Below are 18,165 nucleotides of genomic sequence, written 5' to 3' on the forward strand. Positions count from 1 at the left end.
GCCCCGGCGCTCTTCAGCGCCGCCGCCGTCAGGCACCCGATCGGCCCCGCGCCGGTGACCAGGACTCGTCGACCGGTCACCTCGCCCGCGCGGCGCACGGCGTGCAGGGCGACCGACAGCGGCTCGGCGAGGACGGCCCGGCGCAGGTCCAGCCCGGCGGGCAGCGGGCGGACCTGCGCCGCGGGCACGACGATGCGCTGCGCGAACCCGCCCTGCACGTGCGGGGTGCGGGCCGCGCTGCCGAGGTAGCGGCTGTGCGCGCACACGTTGCGGTGGTCGCGGGTGCACTCCGGGCAGGCGCCGCACGGCGTCGCCGGGTGGACGGCGACCGGCGTGCCGATCTCCAGACCGTCCACATCGGATCCGGTGGCGGCCACCCGGCCGACCACCTCGTGGCCCAGCACCATCGGTTCGCGGACGTGGAAGTCGCCGACCGAACCGCGGTGGTAGTAGTGCAGGTCCGATCCGCAGATCCCGCCCAGCGCCACCGAGATCTCGACGTCGCCGGGACCCGGCGCCGCCGGTTCGCGCTCCTCGATGCGGAGATCGCCTGCTCCGTGCACGACGCACGCGCGTGTGGACATCGCCCCTCCCACGGGATCAGAGAACGGAGGTCATGCCGCCGTCGACGTGCAGCAGCTGGCCGTTGACGAAGTCGGAGGCCGGGGAGGCCAGGAAGAGCAGGGCGCCGACCAGGTCCGGCACCCGCCCCCACCGGCCCGCCGGGGTGCGACCGCGCACCCAGCGGCTGAACTCCTCGTCGGCGACCAGTGCGGCGGTCAGCTCGGTCTCGAAGTAGCCGGGCGCCAACCCGTTGACCTGGATGCCGGACGGGCCGAGGTCGGCGCACATGCCCTTGGTCAGCTGCTTGAGACCGCCCTTGGTGGCCGAGTACGGGGCGATGCCGGGGCGCACCAGCTCGCTCTGCACCGAGCAGATGTTGACGATCTTGCCGCTGCCGCGGGGCACCATCCGCCGGGCGACCTCCCGCCCGACGAGGAAGGCGCTGGTGAGGTTGGTGTCGAGCAGCCGGTACCAGTCGGCGTCGGCGAACTCGGTGACCGGCGCGCGGTGCTGCACCCCGGTGTTGTTGACCAGGACGTCGATCGGGCCCGCCAGCTCCTCGGCGCGGGCGATGCCCTCGGCGACGGCAGCCGGATCGGTCACGTCGAAGGCGAGCCCGTGCACGGTCCCGCCGGTTCGCCCGGCCAGTTCGTCGCGCGCTTCGGCCAACCTGGACTCGTCGCGCCCGTTGAGCACGACCGTGCACCCGGCTTCGAGCAGGCCTTGGGCCAGGGCGTGGCCGATGCCCCTGCTGGAGCCGGTGACGACGGCGACGCGTCCGCTGACGTCGAAGACCGGGTGGCTCATCGCGCGACCTCCGCGGCGCCCGGAACCGCTGCGGTGCCGGGCAGCGGGGTGCGGGCGGGGCGACCGGACAGCACCGCGAGGATGTTGTCCACGGCCAGGTCGACCATCGCCGCGCGGGTCGCCTCGGTGGCCGAACCGACGTGCGGCAGCGCCACCAAGCGGGACTGCTCGACGAGGTCGGCGACGTCGGCACCGCGCGGCTCGCGCTCGAACACGTCCAGCCCGGCGGAGTGGATCACCCCGTCGCGCAGCGCGGCCAGCAGCGCCGCCTCGTCGACGACGCCGCCGCGCGACGTGTTGACCACCGTCGCGGTCGGCTTCATCGCGCGCAGCTCGTCGGCGCCGATGAGACCGCGGGTGGACTCGGTGAGCGGCACGTGCAGCGAGACGATGTCGGACTCGGCGAGCAGCGTGCCGAAGTCGACCGCCCAGGACAGGTTGTCGTCCTCCGGCGCCAGCGGGTCGTGGTGCAGCACGCGCATCCCGAACCCGGCCGCCCGCCGGGCCACCGCGCGGCCGATCTGGCCGTAGCCGACCAGGCCCAGCGTCGCGCCGAACACGTCCAACCCGAGGTCGTCGTGCATCCGGAAGACGTCCCACTGCCCGGCGTGCAGCCGGTCGAGGGCCGCGCCGAGGCGGCGCCGCGCCATCAGCACCAGGGAGAACGCCAGGTCGGCGGTGGTCTCGGCCAGCACCCCGGGGGTGTGGGTGACCACCACGCCGCGCTCCGCGGCGGCCCGCCGGTCGACCGCGTCGAACCCCATGCTCGCCAGGCCCACCACGCGCAGCGACGGCCCGGCCGCGGCCAGCAGCTCGGCGTCGACGGAATCGTTGCCCAGGGCCAGGATCGCGCTGACCCCGGTGGCGAGCTCGGCCAGCTCGGCCGGTTGCGGTCTGCCCGCGCCGGTCCAGCGGACGAGTTCCACTTCGGACCCCAAGCGGGCCAAGCCGTCGCCGGGGAGTTCCCCGCGGGTGCTGAGCACGCGATGCCTCATCATTCGCTCCTCGTCGAGACCGGTCGCGGTCCGCGACCAGCTCGCGGCACCGCCCGGCCAGAACGCTAGGCAGCGCGGCGGGGGAGCGACAAATACCGGATTCGCGTGACGCTATCGGCGGCGGGAATGCTTGCCGGTCAGGCCGCGAATTCCGCGATCAGCTCGTGGAACAGGTCCTGCACCGCCAGGGCCGGTTCGGACAGCGGCTGGTGGTCGGAGGTGCACAGCGAGAGCTTGACCTCGATCTCGGGTTCGACGATCCGCCGCGCCACCAGGTTCTGCACGTCGATGATCGCGCTGGCCGCCGACCACGGCAGCACGGTCGCCCCGACACCCGCGCGCACCGCGCTGACCAGCGTCGGCGCCGACTCGATCTCGCCCACCACCTTCGGCTCCAGCCCGGCCTGCTGGAAGGCGGTGTCGACGACCTGGCGGATGGTGTGGATCCCGCTGGGCAGCAGCAGCTCCACCTCGCGCAGCTCGGCGACCGCGACCTCCTCCCCGGCGGTGTCCGGGGCGATCGACGGGGCGGCGATGAGGAACAGGTCCTCGGTGCGCATCGGCTCGAACCGCACCCCGCGGATCGGGCGGCCCGCGTCGTAGATGAACGCCATGTCCATCCGCCCGGTCATGATCGCCTCGCTGATGACGCCGCCGAAGTTCTCGTTGATGTGCAGCAGGATGTTCGGGTAGCGCTCGCGCACGGCGCGCAGCAGCGGCAGCGCCAGCGCCGCGCCCGCGCTGTAGGGGGCGATGCCGACCGACACGCTGCCCGCCGGGGCGTGCCCGGACACCGAGACCGCGGCGTGGGCCTGGTCGACCTGGCGCAGGATGAGCTGCGCGTGGCGGTAGAGCGCGCGCCCCGCTTCGGTCGGCGCCACGCCGCGCTTGCTGCGGATCAGCAACTGCTGCTTGAACTGGGTTTCCAGCGCCGAGACCTGCTGGCTGAGCGCCGGTTGGGCGATGCGCAGGATGTCGGCGGCTCGGGTGATGCTCCCGGCGTCGACGATCTTGACGAACGAATAGAGGCGCCTGGTGTCCATCTGCCGCCCTTTCCAGCCCGGGAGCGACACATCATACGTCCGGCGCGCGAAGTCGCTGAGCTGTGGAGATACCGGTGACGCGGGGGATCGGCGCGACTACCGGGCGCAGCGGTCATAAGGAATCGCGATCACGTCACGCGCAACGCGTATTTGTCCGCCGCGGCGGGACCGGATTAGGTTCGCTGAAACGCAGCGCGGCGAAGCGGTGATTTCGAAATCACCGCGGCGAATTGCGGAATTGCCGATCGATTCGCCGAAATTCGCCGACGGCCGCTGACGAAGAATTCGGTGGACGCCCCGGGAGGACGAAATGACGCACCTGGTCGATCTCGTCGCCGACCTCGGCGAGGGGTTCGGCGCCTACACCGCGGGCGACGACGAGGCGCTGCTGGACGTCTTGACCTCGGCGAACATCGCCTGCGGCTTCCACGCCGGGGACCCGCGCACCATGGACGCCACGGTCCGGTCCTGCGCGCGGCGCGGCATCTCCCCGGGCGCGCACCCCAGCTTCCCCGACCTGGTCGGGTTCGGTCGGCGCGCGATGGAGCTGACCGCCGACGAGGTTCGCACCGATGTCCTCTACCAGATCGGTGCCCTGCAGGCCTTCGCCGCCGCGCACGGCACCCGGGTCAACCACGTGGCCCCGCACGGCAGGCTGGGCAACCTCGTCGCCACGCGGGCCGATTACGCCGCGGCGGTGGCCGACGCGGTCGCCGCCGTGGACCCGGGGCTGATCGTGCTGGCGCAGGACGGAGAGCTGGCGGAGGCGGCCCGGGCCCGCGGCTTGCCGGTGGGCATCGTCGGGATCGCCGACCGCGCCTACGCCGACGACGGAACACTGGTGCCCCGGGCGCAGCCCGGCGCGGTGCTGCACGATGCGGCCGAGATCGCCGAGCGCACGGTCCGCATGGTGACCGAAGGCGTCATCGACAGCGTCGGTGGCGAGGCGATCCCGGTGGAGTGCGACACCGTGCTGCTGCACGGGGACAGCCCCGGTGCGGTCGCCGTGGCGCGCACCGTGCGCGAGCAGCTGCTCGCAGCCGGGGTGACCATCGCGCCGCTGCCCGAGGTGCTCGACCGCAAGAGGGGTTCCTGACATGCGGCAGCACGTGGCGATCCTCGACTGCGGCGACTCGGCCGTGGTCGTCAAAGCGGTGCACGACGACGCGGACCACCGCTGGCGGGCCGTGCACGCGCTGGCCGACGCGCTAGAGGAGGCCGACCTGGCGGGGGTGCACGGGCTCGTGCCCACCTACGACTCGCTGCTGGTGGAGTTCGACTGCGCCGACACCGACCACCGCAGCGTGCGCCGGTCGCTGGAGGCCGCGCTCGACCGGCTCGGCGAAACCCCGGAGGAGCGGCCGTCGAAGCTGTTCGAAGTCCCCGTCGTCTACGGCGGCGAGCACGGCCCCGACCTGCCCGCGGTCGCCGACCAGCTCGGGCTGACCGAGCAGGACGTGATCGACCTGCACAGCGGCGCCGAGCTGACGGTGCGCTGCCTCGGCGCGCCCGTCGGCGCACCGATGATGGACGGCCCGGCGTTCCCCGCACCGGTCGCCCGGCTGTCCTCGCCCCGGACGAGCGTGCCGCCCGGCTCCGTCGCGGTCGCCGGGAAGCAGGCGGTGATCTGCCCGATGCGCTCTCCGGGCGGGTGGCCGCTGCTCGGCCGCACCCCGCTGCGGGTGCTCGACCTGCACTCCGAGCGCCTGGCCCCGTACCGGCCGGGCGACCGCTTCCGCTTCGTGCCGATCCGCCCCGAGCAGTGGGGCGAGCACGCCGGTGCACCGCTGGGGGCCGCCGATGGCTGACCACCTCGTGATCCACCGGGCGGGCATCTCCGCGGTGCAGGACCTCGGCCGGTTCGGGCGTTCGCGGTTCGGGCTGCCGGTCAACGGCGCGCTCGACCAGTTCTCGGCGCGCGCGGCCAACGTGCTGGTCGGCAACGGGGAGGGCGACCCGCTGGTGGAGGTCGCGATGCTGGACTTCAGCTGCACGCCGAGCACCGACGTCCTGCTCGCCGTCACCGGCGCGCCCGCCGACCTCACCGTCGGCGGTGTCCCGCGCCCGCAGTGGGAGCCCACCGCGGTCCGCGCTGGCGAGACCGTCCGCATCGCGGGCATCCGCCGGGGCGCGCGGGTCTACCTCGCGCTGCACGGCTCGGTCGAAGCACCGTCGCTGCTCGGCAGCTGCGCACCGGACACTATCCTCGGGTTCGGCCGGTCGCTGCGCGACGAGGACGAACTGGCGATCGGCCGCGGCATCGCACCGATCGACCACCCGGTCCTGCGCCACCCGGTGTTCCGGCTCGGCGTGCCGGTCCCGCCCTTCCCGGAGGAGTGGACGATCGACGTCACCGACGGCCCGGACATCGCCGAGTTCGGCACCTCGGCGGCCAAGCTGTTCGACGCCGAGTACACCGTGAGCCCGCAGAGCAACCACATCGGCCTGCGCATGCGCGGCGACGTGCCGCAGCGGGAGGCCCGCGGCGAGGTGCTCTCGCGCGGCGTCCCGGTCGGCGCGGTCGAAGTGCCGGCGGGCGAGGAGCTGCTGGTGCTGCACCGCGGCCGCGGGGTCACCGCCGGGTACCCGGTGCTGGCCGTGGTCACCGCCACCGGGCTCTCGGCGCTCGGCCAGGTGCGGCCCGGACAGCGCGTCCGGTTCCGCAAGCGCAGCGTCGAGGAAGCGGTGGCCGCCTACCGGGCTCAGCGCAACACCTTGCGCGCACTCCGAAAACGCGTGTCGACGGTGTTCGACGCGCTCCGCATCCCCACCACCACGCCCGCCCCAGCAACGGAGGCACTATGAGAACCGTGGCCGCCAAGGCCGTGCCCAACCAGGTCGACGCCCGCACCGCACGGCGCATCACCCTCGCCGGGTGCGTCGGGATCTTCGCCGAGCTCTACGACAACGGCATCTTCGGCTTCATGGCCGGGACGCTGGCCCTGGTGTTCTTCCCGGACTCGCAGAACGCGGTGCTGCTGGTGTTCGTGGGGTACGCGATCTCGTTCTTCTTCCGGCCGCTGGGCGGCATCATCTGCGGCCACCTCGGCGACCGCATCGGCAGGCAGCGGATGCTGGTGTTCGTCATCATGCTGATCAGCGTCGCCACCGCGGCCATCGGCATGCTGCCGACCTACGCGGCGATCGGCGTCGCGGCACCGTGCCTGCTGATCCTGATGCGGATCCTGCAGGGCTTCTCGGTCGGCGGTGAGGCCGCGGGCGCGATGACCTTCCTCGCCGAGCACGCCCCGGAGGGCAAGCGCGGCCTCTACACCAGCTACGCGCAGATCGCCTCCTTCCTCTCGCTGCTGACCGGCACGCTGATCGCCGCGGCCATGACCAGCGGCCTCGGCCCGGAGCGGATGGAGTCCTTCGGCTGGCGCATCCCGTTCCTGCTGGCCATCCCGCTGGGCATCACCGGCATCTACATCCGCCGCAAGATCACCGACACGCCCAACTTCACCCGCCTCAAGGAGGAGGGCGGGCTGTCGAAGAACCCGCTCAAGGAGGCCTTCGCCTCCGCCGAGCACCGCCGGGCGATGTGGTTGGCGCTGCTCATCCCGCTGATGAACGGTTCCGGCTACTACGTGCTGTTCGCCTACATGCCCACCTTCATGTCCACCGAGCTGAAGTTCAGCACCGTCGACGGGCTGCTGGTCACCGCGGCCAGCCTGGTGGCGATCTCCGTCGCGATCCCGTTCATGGGCGCGCTGTCGGACCGCATCGGGCGCAAGCGGGTGATCGCGGGCGCCGCGGTGGCCATGGCGATCGCCGGGATCCCGTGCTACGCGCTGATCAGCACCGGCAACGTGGGGCTGGCCGCGCTCGGCGCCAGCATCATGGCCGTGGTGTTCGCCGGGCACACCGGCGTCATCCACATCCTGCTGGTGGAGCTGTTCCCCACCCGCGTCCGCTACTCCGCCTACGGCCTGGGCTACAACATCTCCTCGGCCGTCTTCGGCGGCACCGCCCCGCTGCTGATGACCTTCCTCATCGGACAGACCGGCAACACCTACATGCCCGCGTTCTACGCGGTGGTCACCGCCCTGTGCACGCTCGCCGCGGTCTCCCGGGTGACCGACCGGGCCCACCTGCCGCTGCAGGACGCGTAGCCGGAACACCGGCAAAGCACCACGAACTCTCTAGGAGCGAACGAAGATGCCCTTCTCCGACTACAGGACTGCGCTGGTCACCGGCGCGTCGACCGGGATCGGCGCGGTCGTCGTCGAGCGGCTGGCCAAGCAGGGCCTGCAGGTCCACGCGGTGGCGCGCAACGCCGAGCGGCTCGCCGAACTGGCCGAGCGCACCGGGTGCACGCCGCACGCGGTCGACATCACCGACACCGCCGCGCTGACCCGGACGCTGGACGGGCTGGAGATCGACGTGCTGGTGAACAACGCCGGGGTCTCCCGGTCCGGCAACATCCTCGACGCCGACGAGTTCGGCATCGACGAGCAGATCGCGGTGAACATCCAGGCGGTGCTGCACCTGGTGCGGCTGATCATGCCGGGCATGGTCGAGCGCGACCGCGGGCACATCGTGAACATCTCCTCGATCGCCGCGATCTACAACTTCGGCGGCAACACCATGTACCACGCGACGAAGTCCGCCGTGCACACGCTGTCCCGGCAGCTGCGCGTCGACGCCTACGGCCGCCGGGTCCGCGTCACCGAGATCTGCCCGGGCCGGGTGGAGACCGAGATCTTCGGGCGGCTGCTGGGCGACATGGAGGAGGCGCAGCGCCGCTTCTACGACGGCTACGAGTCGCTCAAGCCGGAGGACATCGCCGACGCCATCGAGTACGCGATCGGCACGCCGCGGCACGTCAACATCGGGCACGTGGAGATCCTGCCGACCTTCCAGGTGCCCGGCGGGCTCAACTTCGAGCGCCGCGCCGACTGAACCCGGGAGCAGGGATGAGCGCGACACCGACCGCCCGGCGGGTCGACCGGATCCAACCCTCGCCGAGCACCGCAGCCGCCCAGCGGGTGCGCGAGCTCAAGGCCGACGGCCACGAGATCCTGGACCTGACCGTCGGCGAACCGGACTTCGACACCCCCGAGCACATCAAGCTCGCCGCGATCGAGGCGATCGAGCGCGGCGAGACCAAGTACACGCCGGTCAACGGCACCCCCGAGCTGCGCGAGGCGATCGCGGCGAAGCTCGCCCAGCGCCACGGCGCGCACTACTCGCACGCCCGGATCGCGGTCGGCGGCGGGGCGAAGCAGGTCATCTTCCTCGCCCTGATGGCCACTGTGGACACCGGGGACGAGGTGATAGTGCCCGCGCCGTACTGGGTGTCCTACCCGGACATGGTGCTGGCCAACGACGGCACCCCGGTCGTGGTGGAGTGCGGGGAGGACAGCGGGTTCAAGCTCACCGCGCAGCAGCTGGAATCCGCGATCACGGCGCGGACGCGGTGGCTGATCCTCAACGCGCCGAGCAACCCCACCGGCGCCGCCTACACCGAGGCAGAGCTCCGGTCGCTGGCCGACGTCCTGCTGGCCCACCCGCACGTCCGGGTGCTGACCGACGAGATCTACGACGAGATCTGGTACGGGACGGGGCAGGCGCCGACCCTCGTCGGCGTGGAGCCGCGGCTGCAGGAGCGTGTGCTGATCACCAACGGCGTCTCCAAGACCTATGCGATGACCGGTTGGCGCATCGGCTACGGCGCCGGTCCTGCGGACCTGATCGGGGCGATCAACAAGCTGCAGTCGCAGATCTCGTCGTGCCCGTCCTCGGTGAGCCAGGCGGCCGCGGTCGCCGCGCTCACCGGCAAGCAGGACTTCATCGCCGAGATGGTCGAGACCTACCGGGGCCGCCGCGACGAGCTCCTGCGGGCGCTCGACGGCGTCCCCGGGATCTCCTGCACCACCCCGCAGGGCGGCTTCTACCTGTTCGTCAACTGCACCGGGCTGCTCGGCAGGCGCACCCCGCAGGGCGCGGAGATCAGCACCGACGAGGAGTTCTGCCGGTACCTGCTGGAGTCCCAGCAGGTCGCGGTGATCCACGGCGCGGCCTACGGCTCACCGGGCCACTTCCGGATCTCGTTCGCCACCTCGAACGCGGTCCTGCGGGAAGCCGCCGCGCGCGTCGCCCGGGCCTGCGCCGAACTGTCCTGACCGCGAGAAGGAGGAGCGCAGCATGCGCGTCACCACCAAGATCGACCGCCCGGACCCCGAGCTGGTCGAGCAGCTGAGCCGGTACTCGTCGGCGACGATCCACGAAGCGCAGGGCAGGCTCGGCGCGCTGAGCTCGCGGATCAAGCCGGTCGACCGGGACATGTCGTTGTGCGGACCGGCGTTCACGGTGTCCTGCGCGCCGCGGGACAACCTGATGCTCCAGGTCGCCATCGCCCACGCCCGGCCCGGCGACGTGCTCGTCGTGTCGGCGGGGGACTACACCGAGGCCGGGCAGTTCGGCGACGTGCTGGCCAACGCCTGCCAGGCCAAGGGGATCGCCGGGCTGGTCACCGACACCGGGGTCCGCGACACGCAGGAGCTGCGCAAGCTGGGCCTGCCGGTGTTCTCCCGCAGCGTGTCGATCAAGGGCACGGTCAAGGAGACCCTCGGCCCGCTCAACGAACCGGTGCTGATCGGCGGCGAGATCGTCCGGCCCGGCGATGTGGTCCGCGGTGACGCGGACGGCGTCGTGGTGGTCCGCCGCGAGGACCTGGCCGAGGCGATCCGCAAGTCCGGTGAGCGGGAGGCGGCGGAGGCCGCCTACATCGCCGACTACCGGGCGGGCAAGAGCGTCATCGAGGTCAGCGGCCTCGCGGCCAAGCTGGAGGCGAAGGGCCTGGTCGTCGAGGACTGACACGGGGGCGTCGCCGGAAACGGTCCCGGCGACGCCCCCGCTGCTAGTTCGCCCGGCGGCGCAGGAACACGACGGCGAGAACGGCCAGGACGGTCGTGGTGATGGCCGCTGCGGTCGAGACCGCGTTCAGCCCGGTGGTGTGCGCCTCGCGCGCGAGGGCGAGCAGCTCAGCTGCGAGGCCGCTCGGCAGGTGTTCGGCCGTCGTGAGCGCGCCCGCCATGGTGTCGCCAGCGCGTTCGGCCAGCTCGGGCGGAACGCCGTCGGACATCTCGCTGCGATAGGTGAGCGCGCCGAGGCTGCCCAGTCCCGCCGTTCCGACGGCGACACCGAGTTCGGTCGTGGTCTCCGACATCGAGGCCGCCGACCCGGCTTTCTCCGGTGGGGCCGACGAGATCGCCAGGTCGGTGCCGAGCACGTCGGCGGGCCCGCTGCCGAAGTAGGCGATGGTCAGGCCCAGCACCACCAGGGCTGCGCCACCGACCTGCGCCAGGACCGCGAACCCGGCCGCCGACACCAGCAACCCCGCGCCGACGACGCAACCAGGCCCGACCCACCGGGCAGCCGCGGGCGCCAGCATCGAACTCGCGACCAGTGCTGCGGCCGCGGGCAGCAACCACAGCGCGGCGTTCAGCGGCGAGAGCCCGACCGCCATCTGCAGGTGCTGGCTGACGAACATCGTGATGCCGCTCGTGGTCGCCGCCGCGAGCAGCAGGACGAGCAGCGCGGTGCGGAAGGACCGGTCGCCGAACAGCCGGAGGTCGAACAGCGGGTCCGCCGACCTCAGCTGCCGCCGCGCGAACACCGCCCCGGCGAGCAGCCCGGCCAGCAGGGCGAGCACCGAGGTCACGACGTCGCCGCCCCTGGTCAGCTCCTTGAGGGCGTAGACCGGCGGCAGGACGGTGGCCAGCGACAGCCCGACGCTGATCAGGTCCAGCCGACCGGCCGCGGCGGCGTGCTGCTCGGGAAGCAGCACCGGGCCGGTCACCAGCAGCAGCGCCATCACCGGCACCGCGGGCAGGAACACCGAGCCCCACCAGAACACCTCCAGCAGCACGCCGCCGACGACCGGGCCGACGGCGATGCCCGCCATGAAGGTGCTCGACCACCCGGCGACGGCGATCGTGCGCTGCCGGGGATCGCGGAACATCTTGCTGATCAGGGCCAACGTGGTGGGCATCAGGGTCGAGGCGACCGCCCCTTGGAGAGCCCGCGCGGCGATGAGCGCTCCGGCGTGCGCGGAGAAGGCGGCCAGCACCGAGGTGGCGCCGAAGCCCGCGGCGCCGATCAGCAGCAAGCGGCGGTGACCGATCCGGTCGCCCAGGTTTCCCGCGGTGAGCAGGAAACCGGCGATCGCGAAGCTGTAGCTGTCGGTCACCCACAGCAGTTCGACGCTAGTGGCGTCCAGATCCGCGGCCAGGTGGGGGAGCGCCAGGTACAGCACGCTCATGTCCAGCGCGACCAGCAGGGTGGGCAGGCTCAGCACGGCCAGCCCGAGCCATTCGCGCAGGCCTGCCCGGGGTGCGGGCGTGGTTGAGGTGTTCGTGGAAGCAGACGACATGCGTACTCCGTCGAAGCGGTGGCGCGCAGCGGCGCCACGCGGACCAGGCCAGGTGGTTCCAGCGGAACCACCGCGCGGTGCTTCGACATCGGCAGCGGACGCGTGGGATCACCGGCCCGTTCGGCCGGTGCGGGCGACGCCTCGCGGCGTCAGCTCAGCAGGCGCTCCGCGCCAGGTGCGGAAGCACAGGTCAGAGCCATGCCGTTGACCACGAACGCCAAGGTCGTCCTCTCCTCACGAGTGACAGCTGCCGACGCCAAGGTGGCACGACCGAGCTCAGGGGCGCAACGGGTTTTCCGCGCACCACCGGACCGGCCGGGTCACGCGGTGCCCTCCGGGAAGACCGGGCGCAGCACGTCGTCGGGCAGGCCGCGGCGCTTCCACTCCCGGGGGTAACCGACCGAGACCTCCTCGAAGCGGACCCCGTCGTGCACGGTCGTGCGGGGGATGTGCAGGTGCCCGTAGACCACCGCCGCCGCGCGGTGGCGCACGTGCCAGTCCGCCGTGCGCACGGTCCCGCACCACTGCGCGAACTCTGGGTACCACAGGACGTCCGTGGGCTCGCGCACCAGCGGGTAGTGGTTGACCAGCACTGTCGGCAGCTCCGGGTCGCACTCGGCCAGCCGCCGCTCGCTGTACTCCAGCCGGGCCCGGCACCACGCGTCGCGGGTCGGGTGCGGGTCGGGGTGCAGCAGGTACTCGTCGGTGCACACCACGCCCGCCTGGCGGGCGATGTCGAGCGCTTCCTCCTTGCTCGTCGCGCCCTTCGGGAAGAACGTGTAGTCGTAGAGCACGAACAGCGGGACGACGGTGACCGGCCCGCCGCGCCCGGTCCAGACCGGGAACTCGTCCTCCGGGGTGACGACACCGAGGTCGCGGCAGCGCCGCACCAGCTCGCGGTAGCGCGCTTCACCGCGCAGCTGCAGCGGGTCCTTGGCCGTGGTCCACAGGTCGTGGTTGCCCGGCACCCACACGACCTTCGCGAAGCGCTCGGCGAGCAGGCCCAGCGCCCACTCGATCTCGTCGGCGCGTTCGGCGACGTCCCCGGCCACCAGCAGCCAGTCCTGGTCGGAGTGGGGACGCAGCTTCCGGACGATGTCGGCGTTCTCGCTCATCGCCACGTGCAGGTCGCTGATGGCCAGGAGCTCACCGGATGAAGGACGCATGTGTCCGGACCGTAGCCGATCTTGCCCGGCTGCGGTGAGCGGGTTTCAGGATGTGGCCGCCAGGTCGGCGAGCTGCCGGGCGGCGACCAGGGGCCCGTCGGTGCGCACCGCGGCTGCGGTCGAGGCGGCGCGTTCGGCGACACCGGGTTCCAGCGCGCGGCTGAGCGCGGTGGTCAGCTCGCCCTGCGCGGCGCCGATCCCGAGCTGGCTGACCCGCTCGGCCCAGTAGTACTGGTCGTGGACCTGCGGGAGCACGACCTGGGGCGCACCGGCCCGGGCGGCGGTGGTGGTGGTCCCGGCACCTCCGTGGTGCACCACCGCCGCGACCGCTGGAACAGCGCCCGGTGGTTGGTCTCGCCGATCGAGGTGCAGTCCGCCCCGTCGTCGGGCAGCGACAGCTCGGCCCAACCGCGGGAGACGATCGCGCGGCGGCCGTGTGCGCGGGCCGCGGCGACCACCGCCTGCTCGATCGCCCGCAGCAGGTTCTCGTGCTCCTGCGGCCGGACCAGGCACACCATCGGCAGGTCGGCGCGGTCGCGCGGCCCGCGCACACCGTCGAACGACGGCAGCTCACCGCTGTCGCGCCTGGTCCCGCACCTACTCGTGCGCATGGGCTGCCGCAGCGTAGCTGCCCGTGGTCGGGCAGCGGCCTGGATCCGGGCCAACACCCACCGCGCGGAGCAGCGGCCGGGGCGGGGTGTCCACTGTGCTCGGCGGGGTGATCAAGGTTGTCAGGGGTCGCCGGTACGGTCCGCACGTCCGGTCGCCGAGGCTGGACGTCCCCCGGTTCACAGGAGATCGTGTGTTGCGAGATCAGGAGCGGTCGAGCACGGCGCGGGTGGTTCTGCCCGCCCGGCCCCGCAAGCTGGCCAAGGTCCCGTTCGTGGAGCTGGCCGACGGCCGCCTGCAGGGCGTGGTGTCCAGCGGCTCGGACATCGCGCGGGTCTACGTCTCGTCGGTGTCCGCCGGCAGCTACGCGTTCACGTGCAGCACCAACAACAACCGGCCCTGCGGGGGCGCGCGGGGATCCTCCTGCAAGCACATCGGCGCCCTGCTCACCGAGGCGGTGCTGCAGTACGGCGGGGAGCGGGTCGCCCGCTACCTGGAGGTCGAGGTCTCCGCCGAAGAGCTGACCGCGCAAGCCATCGCCGACGCCATGACCGCGACCAACCCGCCGCAGGGCGACGCGCACACGGCCGCGCCGGTGTTCAGCCGGTTCCTGCGCCACCTGGCCTACCTGGAGCTGCCGCCGACCACCGAGCCGCTGCCGGAGATGCAGTGGTTCCCGCCGACCAGGGCGGTGGTGTGATGCGCGCGGACCTGCTCGCCGAACCCGTCGCGGGCCTGGCCGAGGCGCTGGCGGCCGTCGAGGCCTTCGACCGCGCCCTGACCAGCGGGCTGCTCCGCCCCGACGCCGCTGACCTGGCCGAGCTGGCCGGGGCCGTGGCTGCGACCCCGCTGGCCGGAGCGGTCGCGGAAGCGGCCGACAAAGCGGTGGCCGGAGCCGCCGGCGAAGACCACTTCACCGCCCTCGCCGCCGCCCGCACCGCGGTGCTCGGTGCCGTCCACGACGCGCTGGTGAACCGCATCGCAGAGGCCACCGGGCAACCCGCCATCGGCGAGAACACCGACACCCCAGGCGGTGCGTACGCGGTGAACCTGCTGGCGGCAGCCCGCTCCTGGCTCTGCGACCTGGCGCGGTCGGGGTGGCGGGGCATCGACCACGACCTGGTTTCCGGGGCGTCGCAGGTGGTCTCGGCGATGCTGCCGGACCCGGCGCTGCGCCGCCTGGCGGTGCTGCTCGACGGCTTCGCGGCCGAACTCGCCGCGTCCTGCCCCGGCTCCGCGCTGGAGCGCGTCCCGGTGCGCCGCTGGGCGGACCTGTGGACGCGGGGGATGCTGCTGGCGGTGCCCGGGGCCGCGGCCACGCCGGTGACCGGCACGGCGACCGGTCGCCTGCTGCCGCTGGGCGTCGACGTGCAGGAGCACGCGACCGCGGTGCAGGCCCAGGTCCACGCGGTGCTCGAACCCGCTGGCCGCGGCGAACCCCGCCTGGTGCGGGCCAGCGCGTCGGTGCCCAAGCCGGACACCGTGGTCGGAGCCGGTCTGTGGCAGCTGCTCCGCCCGCACCTGTCGCTGCTGTCCGCCGCAGGCGAAGGCCTGTCGATGGAGCTCACCGGCATGCCGATCACCGCCGAGGGTGACCTGGTCTGGAGCGACGAGCACGCCCGCCCGGGCGAACCAGCAGAGGCCTTCACCACCGCCCGGGTGGTGCTGCCGTCGGCGACCGCACCGGCAACCGCGCCCCTGGACCGGCACCCGGCGCGCATCGCCGTGCCGGTGTTCCTGGAGGGCTACACCGCGCGGTCCGACGACGACGGGCTGACCTTCACCGCCACCGGGCACGACCTGGCCGTCGACGCCGACCGCATCCCCGCCGCGAGCCCGCTCACCGCCGAAGCGGTCGCGGCGTCCCACGCCTGCATCGGCCTGCTGCGGTGGGACGCCGGGAGCTTCCACCTGCAGCCGCTGGCGGTGGAGACCACCAAGCGCAAGAAGGCGGTCGCGGTGCACGCCGGGGCGTGGGCCGGGGGCACCACCGACAAAGCCGGTGCCAAGGCGGAGAAAGCCGCCACCGATGCCACGACCGCGCTCAGCGAGCGCGCGGGGAGGTTGTTGCGGGGATGAGCGGCGAGACCTCCCACGACAACCGCCGCCAGGTGCTGTACTGGCGGCTGCTGGCCCGGCTCTTCGACCGCGAGGAGCAGGCGGGCCTGGAGTCGGCGAGCCTGGCCGTCGTCGAGGACGTCGGCCTGCCGCCCGCCCTGCTGGACCCGCGGACCTCGGTCGACTCGATCGCGCAACGCCACCCCGAGCTGGCTGCCGAGTTCGACGGCCTGATGATCCCGGAGTCCACATCGGACGAGCCGCGGGACCGGGCCGCCGAGGTGCGGCGCGCGGCGCTGGTGTCGAAGGTGCTGCTCAACGTCTTCGACTCCGGCTCCGGTGCGGTCACCGCCGAGCAGCTCTCCCGCTGGCAGTCCGACGCGGGCTGGTTGGAGCGGGCGCTGGGGTGCCCGCCGGGCGGCCTGCGCGGCGGCCGAGGCGCGAGCCCGTCCGGCGGCGGCACGACGCCCGACCTCGGGCGGCTGGTTCCGGAGATCGGCCCCGAACTCGGTGCCATCGAAGCGGACCTGGTGGACCGGATGCAGCTGCGCGAGGTGCTGGCCGACCCCGACCTCGCCGCCCAGCTGACCCCGAGCATGTCGCTGGTCGAGCAGCTGCTGCGGGACAAGGACAACCTGTCCGGGGTGGCGCTGGCCAACGCCAAGGACCTCATCCGCCGGTTCGTCGACGAGGTCGCCGAGGTGCTGCGCACCCAGGTGGCGCAGGCGCAGGTGGGGGAGCTGGACCGGTCGGTGCCGCCGAAGCGGGTGTTCCGCAACCTCGACCTCGACCGCACCATCTGGAAGAACCTCACCAACTGGGACCCGGAGGAGGAGCGGCTGCTCGTCGACCGCCTCTTCTACCGGCGCACCGCCCGCAGGACGACGCCGCAGCGGCTGGTCGTGGTGGTCGACCAGTCCGGCTCGATGGTCGACTCGATGGTGAACTGCACCATCCTCGCGTCGATCTTCGCCGGGCTGCCGAAGGTGGACGTGCACCTGATCGCCTACGACACGCGGGCACTGGACCTCACGCCGTGGGTGCACGACCCGTTCGAAACGCTGCTGCGCACCCAGCTCGGCGGTGGCACCAACGGCGAGGTCGCGATGGCGCTGGCCCGGCCCAAGATCACCGAACCGCGAAGCACCGCGGTGGTGTGGATCTCCGACTTCTACGAGTGGTCGGCCGAAGCGCTGTTCGCCAGCATGGCCGCCCTGCACCGCTCCGGCACCAAGTTCATCCCGGTCGGCTCGGTCACCAGCTCCGGTCGCGGCAGCGTCAACCCGTGGTTCCGCCAACGCTTCAAGGACCTGGGCACACCGGTGATCTCCGGCCACATCCGCAAGCTCGTCGCGGAGCTCAAGACGTTCCTGGCGTGAAAGCCAGCCACACCACCAGACCACCAGCACCACCGAGAAAGGCCCTGAGCATGTCCGACCTGCTGCGCGCGCCCGCCGAGATCAAGTACGCCGAGGAGCTGGACTGGCTGGAATCCATCGACGACGGCCCCAAGCCGTTCGCCTGGCGGCTGTCGCCGAAGATGGTCCGGCTGTTCATCCTCGGCTCCGAGCGCGCCGACGGCCTCGACCGCGAGGTCGCGCAGAAGTGGTTCGGCGACCGCAGCTTCGTCGAGCGGGCCATCGTCACGCTGGCCTCCGACCGCGGCCTGCTGCTGATCGGCGACCCCGGCACCGGCAAGAGCTGGCTGGCCGAGCTGCTGGCCGCCGCGATCTCCCGGAACTCCACGCTGGTCGTGCAGGGCACGGCGGGCACCACCGAGGACCAGATCAAGTACTCGTGGAACGTGTCCATGGTCATCGCCAAGGGCCAGTCGCGGGAGTCGATGATCCCCTCGCCGATCATGACCGCGATGGAGACCGGCGCCATCGGCCGGTTCGAGGAGCTGACCCGCTCCACCAGCGACGTGCAGGACGCGCTGATCTCGATCCTGTCCGAGAAGTACATCTCGGTGCCGGAGCTCGACGACGACAACATCGTCTTCGCCAAGCCGGGGTTCTCCGTCATCGCCACCGCCAACAGCCGCGACCGCGGCGTCAACGACCTGTCCTCGGCGCTCAAGCGCCGCTTCAACTTCGTGCGCATCCCGGTGGTGACGAACAAGAAGAGCGAAGCCGAGATCGTCCGGTTCCGCACCGAGGAACTGCTGCGCCGCCACCAGATCGAGCTCGACGTGCCGCCGACGCTGCTGGACGTGCTGCTGCGCAGCTTCGCCGACCTGCGCGACTCCGCGGCCGCGGCGGGCAGCGACGACGAGAAGCTGGAGTCCGCGCTGTCCACCGCCGAGCAGATCGGTGTGCTCGAGGACGCGGTCCTGCACAGCAACTTCTTCGGCGAGCGCGAGCTGACCGCCCGGACCCTGGCGTCCTCGCTGGTCGGCTCGCTGGCGCGGCGCGAACCGGAGGACCTGGCCATCCTGAACAAGTACCTGCACGGCGTCGTCGAGCCGCGCAGCAAGGAGGAGGGCGGATCCTGGCCGGAGTTCCTGGAGGGCGGCCGCGACGCGATTGCCACCCTGTCGTGAGCGG

General features: G+C 72.4%; 18 protein-coding genes. 11 read left to right on the forward strand and 7 right to left on the reverse strand.

Going from position 1 to position 18,165, the window contains the following annotated elements; genetic code table 11:
* From ABT324_RS18730 to nac, 4 genes are all read right to left on the reverse strand, one after another.
* The coding region (locus tag ABT324_RS18730) for an alcohol dehydrogenase catalytic domain-containing protein (RefSeq protein ID WP_351178705.1) at positions 1–584 on the reverse strand (584 nt) is incomplete at its 3' end.
* 16 nt (positions 585–600) lie between these two features.
* On the reverse strand, positions 601–1,371 hold the full coding sequence (locus tag ABT324_RS18735; protein ID WP_150068717.1) for an SDR family oxidoreductase: 771 nt from the start codon (positions 1,369–1,371) through the stop codon (positions 601–603).
* Positions 1,368–2,366, reverse strand: a complete 999-nt coding sequence (locus ABT324_RS18740) for a 2-hydroxyacid dehydrogenase (protein WP_351178708.1) — start codon at positions 2,364–2,366, stop codon at positions 1,368–1,370. The genes ABT324_RS18735 and ABT324_RS18740 overlap by 4 nt, the downstream gene beginning before the upstream one ends.
* A gap of 137 nt (positions 2,367–2,503) precedes the next feature.
* Positions 2,504–3,409: a nitrogen assimilation transcriptional regulator NAC gene (gene nac / locus ABT324_RS18745; protein ID WP_350942414.1), complete on the reverse strand. Its 906-nt coding sequence runs from the start codon at positions 3,407–3,409 to the stop codon at positions 2,504–2,506.
* A gap of 310 nt (positions 3,410–3,719) precedes the next feature.
* Between nac and ABT324_RS18750 the strand changes: the two genes are divergently transcribed.
* Genes ABT324_RS18750 through ABT324_RS18780 form a run of 7 tightly spaced genes read left to right on the forward strand, consistent with a single transcriptional unit; the run spans position 3,720 to position 10,228 of the window.
* Positions 3,720–4,505, forward strand: coding sequence for a LamB/YcsF family protein (locus ABT324_RS18750; RefSeq protein WP_150068715.1), 786 nt, complete (start codon positions 3,720–3,722; stop codon positions 4,503–4,505).
* Position 4,506: 1 nt separating this feature from the next.
* Positions 4,507–5,217, forward strand: a complete 711-nt coding sequence (locus ABT324_RS18755; RefSeq protein WP_150068714.1) for a 5-oxoprolinase subunit B family protein — start codon at positions 4,507–4,509, stop codon at positions 5,215–5,217.
* Complete coding sequence (locus tag ABT324_RS18760) at positions 5,210–6,214, forward strand: 5-oxoprolinase subunit C family protein (RefSeq protein ID WP_351178712.1); 1,005 nt, start codon at positions 5,210–5,212, stop codon at positions 6,212–6,214. The genes ABT324_RS18755 and ABT324_RS18760 overlap by 8 nt, the downstream gene beginning before the upstream one ends.
* Positions 6,211–7,521 carry an MFS transporter gene (locus tag ABT324_RS18765; RefSeq protein WP_150068712.1) on the forward strand — a complete coding sequence of 437 codons (1,311 nt, stop codon included), beginning with the start codon at positions 6,211–6,213 and terminating at the stop codon, positions 7,519–7,521. Before ABT324_RS18760 ends, ABT324_RS18765 begins: the two co-directional genes overlap by 4 nt.
* 46 nt (positions 7,522–7,567) lie before the next feature.
* The gene (locus tag ABT324_RS18770) at positions 7,568–8,311 is read left to right on the forward strand and encodes an SDR family oxidoreductase (protein WP_150068711.1); all 744 of its coding nucleotides are present in this window, start codon (positions 7,568–7,570) and stop codon (positions 8,309–8,311) included.
* Positions 8,312–8,325: 14 nt separating this feature from the next.
* Entirely contained in the window at positions 8,326–9,534 is a 1,209-nt protein-coding gene (locus ABT324_RS18775; RefSeq protein ID WP_351178715.1) for an aspartate transaminase, read from the forward strand.
* A 22-nt stretch (positions 9,535–9,556) separates the two neighbouring features.
* On the forward strand, positions 9,557–10,228 hold the full coding sequence (locus ABT324_RS18780; protein WP_350942403.1) for a 4-carboxy-4-hydroxy-2-oxoadipate aldolase/oxaloacetate decarboxylase: 672 nt from the start codon (positions 9,557–9,559) through the stop codon (positions 10,226–10,228).
* Between the two features lie 43 nt (positions 10,229–10,271).
* Here ABT324_RS18780 and ABT324_RS18785 read toward each other — a convergent pair whose 3' ends face one another.
* The 3 genes from ABT324_RS18785 to ABT324_RS18795 form a co-directional block, all read right to left on the reverse strand.
* A complete protein-coding gene (locus tag ABT324_RS18785) occupies positions 10,272–11,786 on the reverse strand; it encodes an MFS transporter (protein ID WP_351178718.1) in 1,515 nt (504 codons plus the stop codon).
* A gap of 320 nt (positions 11,787–12,106) precedes the next feature.
* Positions 12,107–12,952, reverse strand: a complete 846-nt coding sequence (locus ABT324_RS18790) for a metallophosphoesterase family protein (protein WP_351178721.1) — start codon at positions 12,950–12,952, stop codon at positions 12,107–12,109.
* A gap of 45 nt (positions 12,953–12,997) precedes the next feature.
* On the reverse strand, positions 12,998–13,270 hold the full coding sequence (locus ABT324_RS18795; RefSeq protein ID WP_502949763.1) for a nucleotide disphospho-sugar-binding domain-containing protein: 273 nt from the start codon (positions 13,268–13,270) through the stop codon (positions 12,998–13,000).
* Between the two features lie 484 nt (positions 13,271–13,754).
* On the opposite strand from ABT324_RS18795, the gene ABT324_RS18800 reads away from it, so the two are divergent.
* Genes ABT324_RS18800 through ABT324_RS18815 form a run of 4 tightly spaced genes read left to right on the forward strand, consistent with a single transcriptional unit; the run spans position 13,755 to position 18,161 of the window.
* Complete coding sequence (locus ABT324_RS18800; RefSeq protein WP_351178724.1) at positions 13,755–14,261, forward strand: hypothetical protein; 507 nt, start codon at positions 13,755–13,757, stop codon at positions 14,259–14,261.
* On the forward strand, positions 14,231–15,640 hold the full coding sequence (locus tag ABT324_RS18805; RefSeq protein ID WP_351178727.1) for a hypothetical protein: 1,410 nt from the start codon (positions 14,231–14,233) through the stop codon (positions 15,638–15,640). The genes ABT324_RS18800 and ABT324_RS18805 overlap by 31 nt, the downstream gene beginning before the upstream one ends.
* On the forward strand, positions 15,637–16,998 hold the full coding sequence (locus ABT324_RS18810) for a VWA domain-containing protein (protein ID WP_351178730.1): 1,362 nt from the start codon (positions 15,637–15,639) through the stop codon (positions 16,996–16,998). The genes ABT324_RS18805 and ABT324_RS18810 overlap by 4 nt, the downstream gene beginning before the upstream one ends.
* Positions 16,999–17,048: 50 nt before the next feature.
* A complete protein-coding gene (locus tag ABT324_RS18815) occupies positions 17,049–18,161 on the forward strand; it encodes an ATP-binding protein (RefSeq protein ID WP_351178733.1) in 1,113 nt (370 codons plus the stop codon).
* Positions 18,162–18,165 lie beyond the last annotated feature (4 nt).

The organism is Saccharopolyspora sp. NPDC000359, from assembly GCF_040300525.1.
Lineage (GTDB): Bacteria > Actinomycetota > Actinomycetes > Mycobacteriales > Pseudonocardiaceae > Saccharopolyspora.

What these genes read in the sequence shown, in the direction of transcription:
- ABT324_RS18735 (WP_150068717.1), bottom strand. Translation starts at nt 1,371, where the DNA reads ATGAGCCACCCGGTCTTCGACGTCAGCGGACGCGTCGCCGTCGTCACC.
- ABT324_RS18740 (WP_351178708.1), bottom strand. Translation starts at nt 2,366, where the DNA reads ATGAGGCATCGCGTGCTCAGCACCCGCGGGGAACTCCCCGGCGACGGC.
- nac (WP_350942414.1), bottom strand. Translation starts at nt 3,409, where the DNA reads ATGGACACCAGGCGCCTCTATTCGTTCGTCAAGATCGTCGACGCCGGG.
- ABT324_RS18750 (WP_150068715.1), top strand. Translation starts at nt 3,720, where the DNA reads ATGACGCACCTGGTCGATCTCGTCGCCGACCTCGGCGAGGGGTTCGGC.
- ABT324_RS18755 (WP_150068714.1), top strand. Translation starts at nt 4,507, where the DNA reads ATGCGGCAGCACGTGGCGATCCTCGACTGCGGCGACTCGGCCGTGGTC.
- ABT324_RS18760 (WP_351178712.1), top strand. Translation starts at nt 5,210, where the DNA reads ATGGCTGACCACCTCGTGATCCACCGGGCGGGCATCTCCGCGGTGCAG.
- ABT324_RS18765 (WP_150068712.1), top strand. Translation starts at nt 6,211, where the DNA reads ATGAGAACCGTGGCCGCCAAGGCCGTGCCCAACCAGGTCGACGCCCGC.
- ABT324_RS18770 (WP_150068711.1), top strand. Translation starts at nt 7,568, where the DNA reads ATGCCCTTCTCCGACTACAGGACTGCGCTGGTCACCGGCGCGTCGACC.
- ABT324_RS18775 (WP_351178715.1), top strand. Translation starts at nt 8,326, where the DNA reads ATGAGCGCGACACCGACCGCCCGGCGGGTCGACCGGATCCAACCCTCG.
- ABT324_RS18780 (WP_350942403.1), top strand. Translation starts at nt 9,557, where the DNA reads ATGCGCGTCACCACCAAGATCGACCGCCCGGACCCCGAGCTGGTCGAG.
- ABT324_RS18785 (WP_351178718.1), bottom strand. Translation starts at nt 11,786, where the DNA reads ATGTCGTCTGCTTCCACGAACACCTCAACCACGCCCGCACCCCGGGCA.
- ABT324_RS18790 (WP_351178721.1), bottom strand. Translation starts at nt 12,952, where the DNA reads ATGCGTCCTTCATCCGGTGAGCTCCTGGCCATCAGCGACCTGCACGTG.
- ABT324_RS18810 (WP_351178730.1), top strand. Translation starts at nt 15,637, where the DNA reads ATGAGCGGCGAGACCTCCCACGACAACCGCCGCCAGGTGCTGTACTGG.
- ABT324_RS18815 (WP_351178733.1), top strand. Translation starts at nt 17,049, where the DNA reads ATGTCCGACCTGCTGCGCGCGCCCGCCGAGATCAAGTACGCCGAGGAG.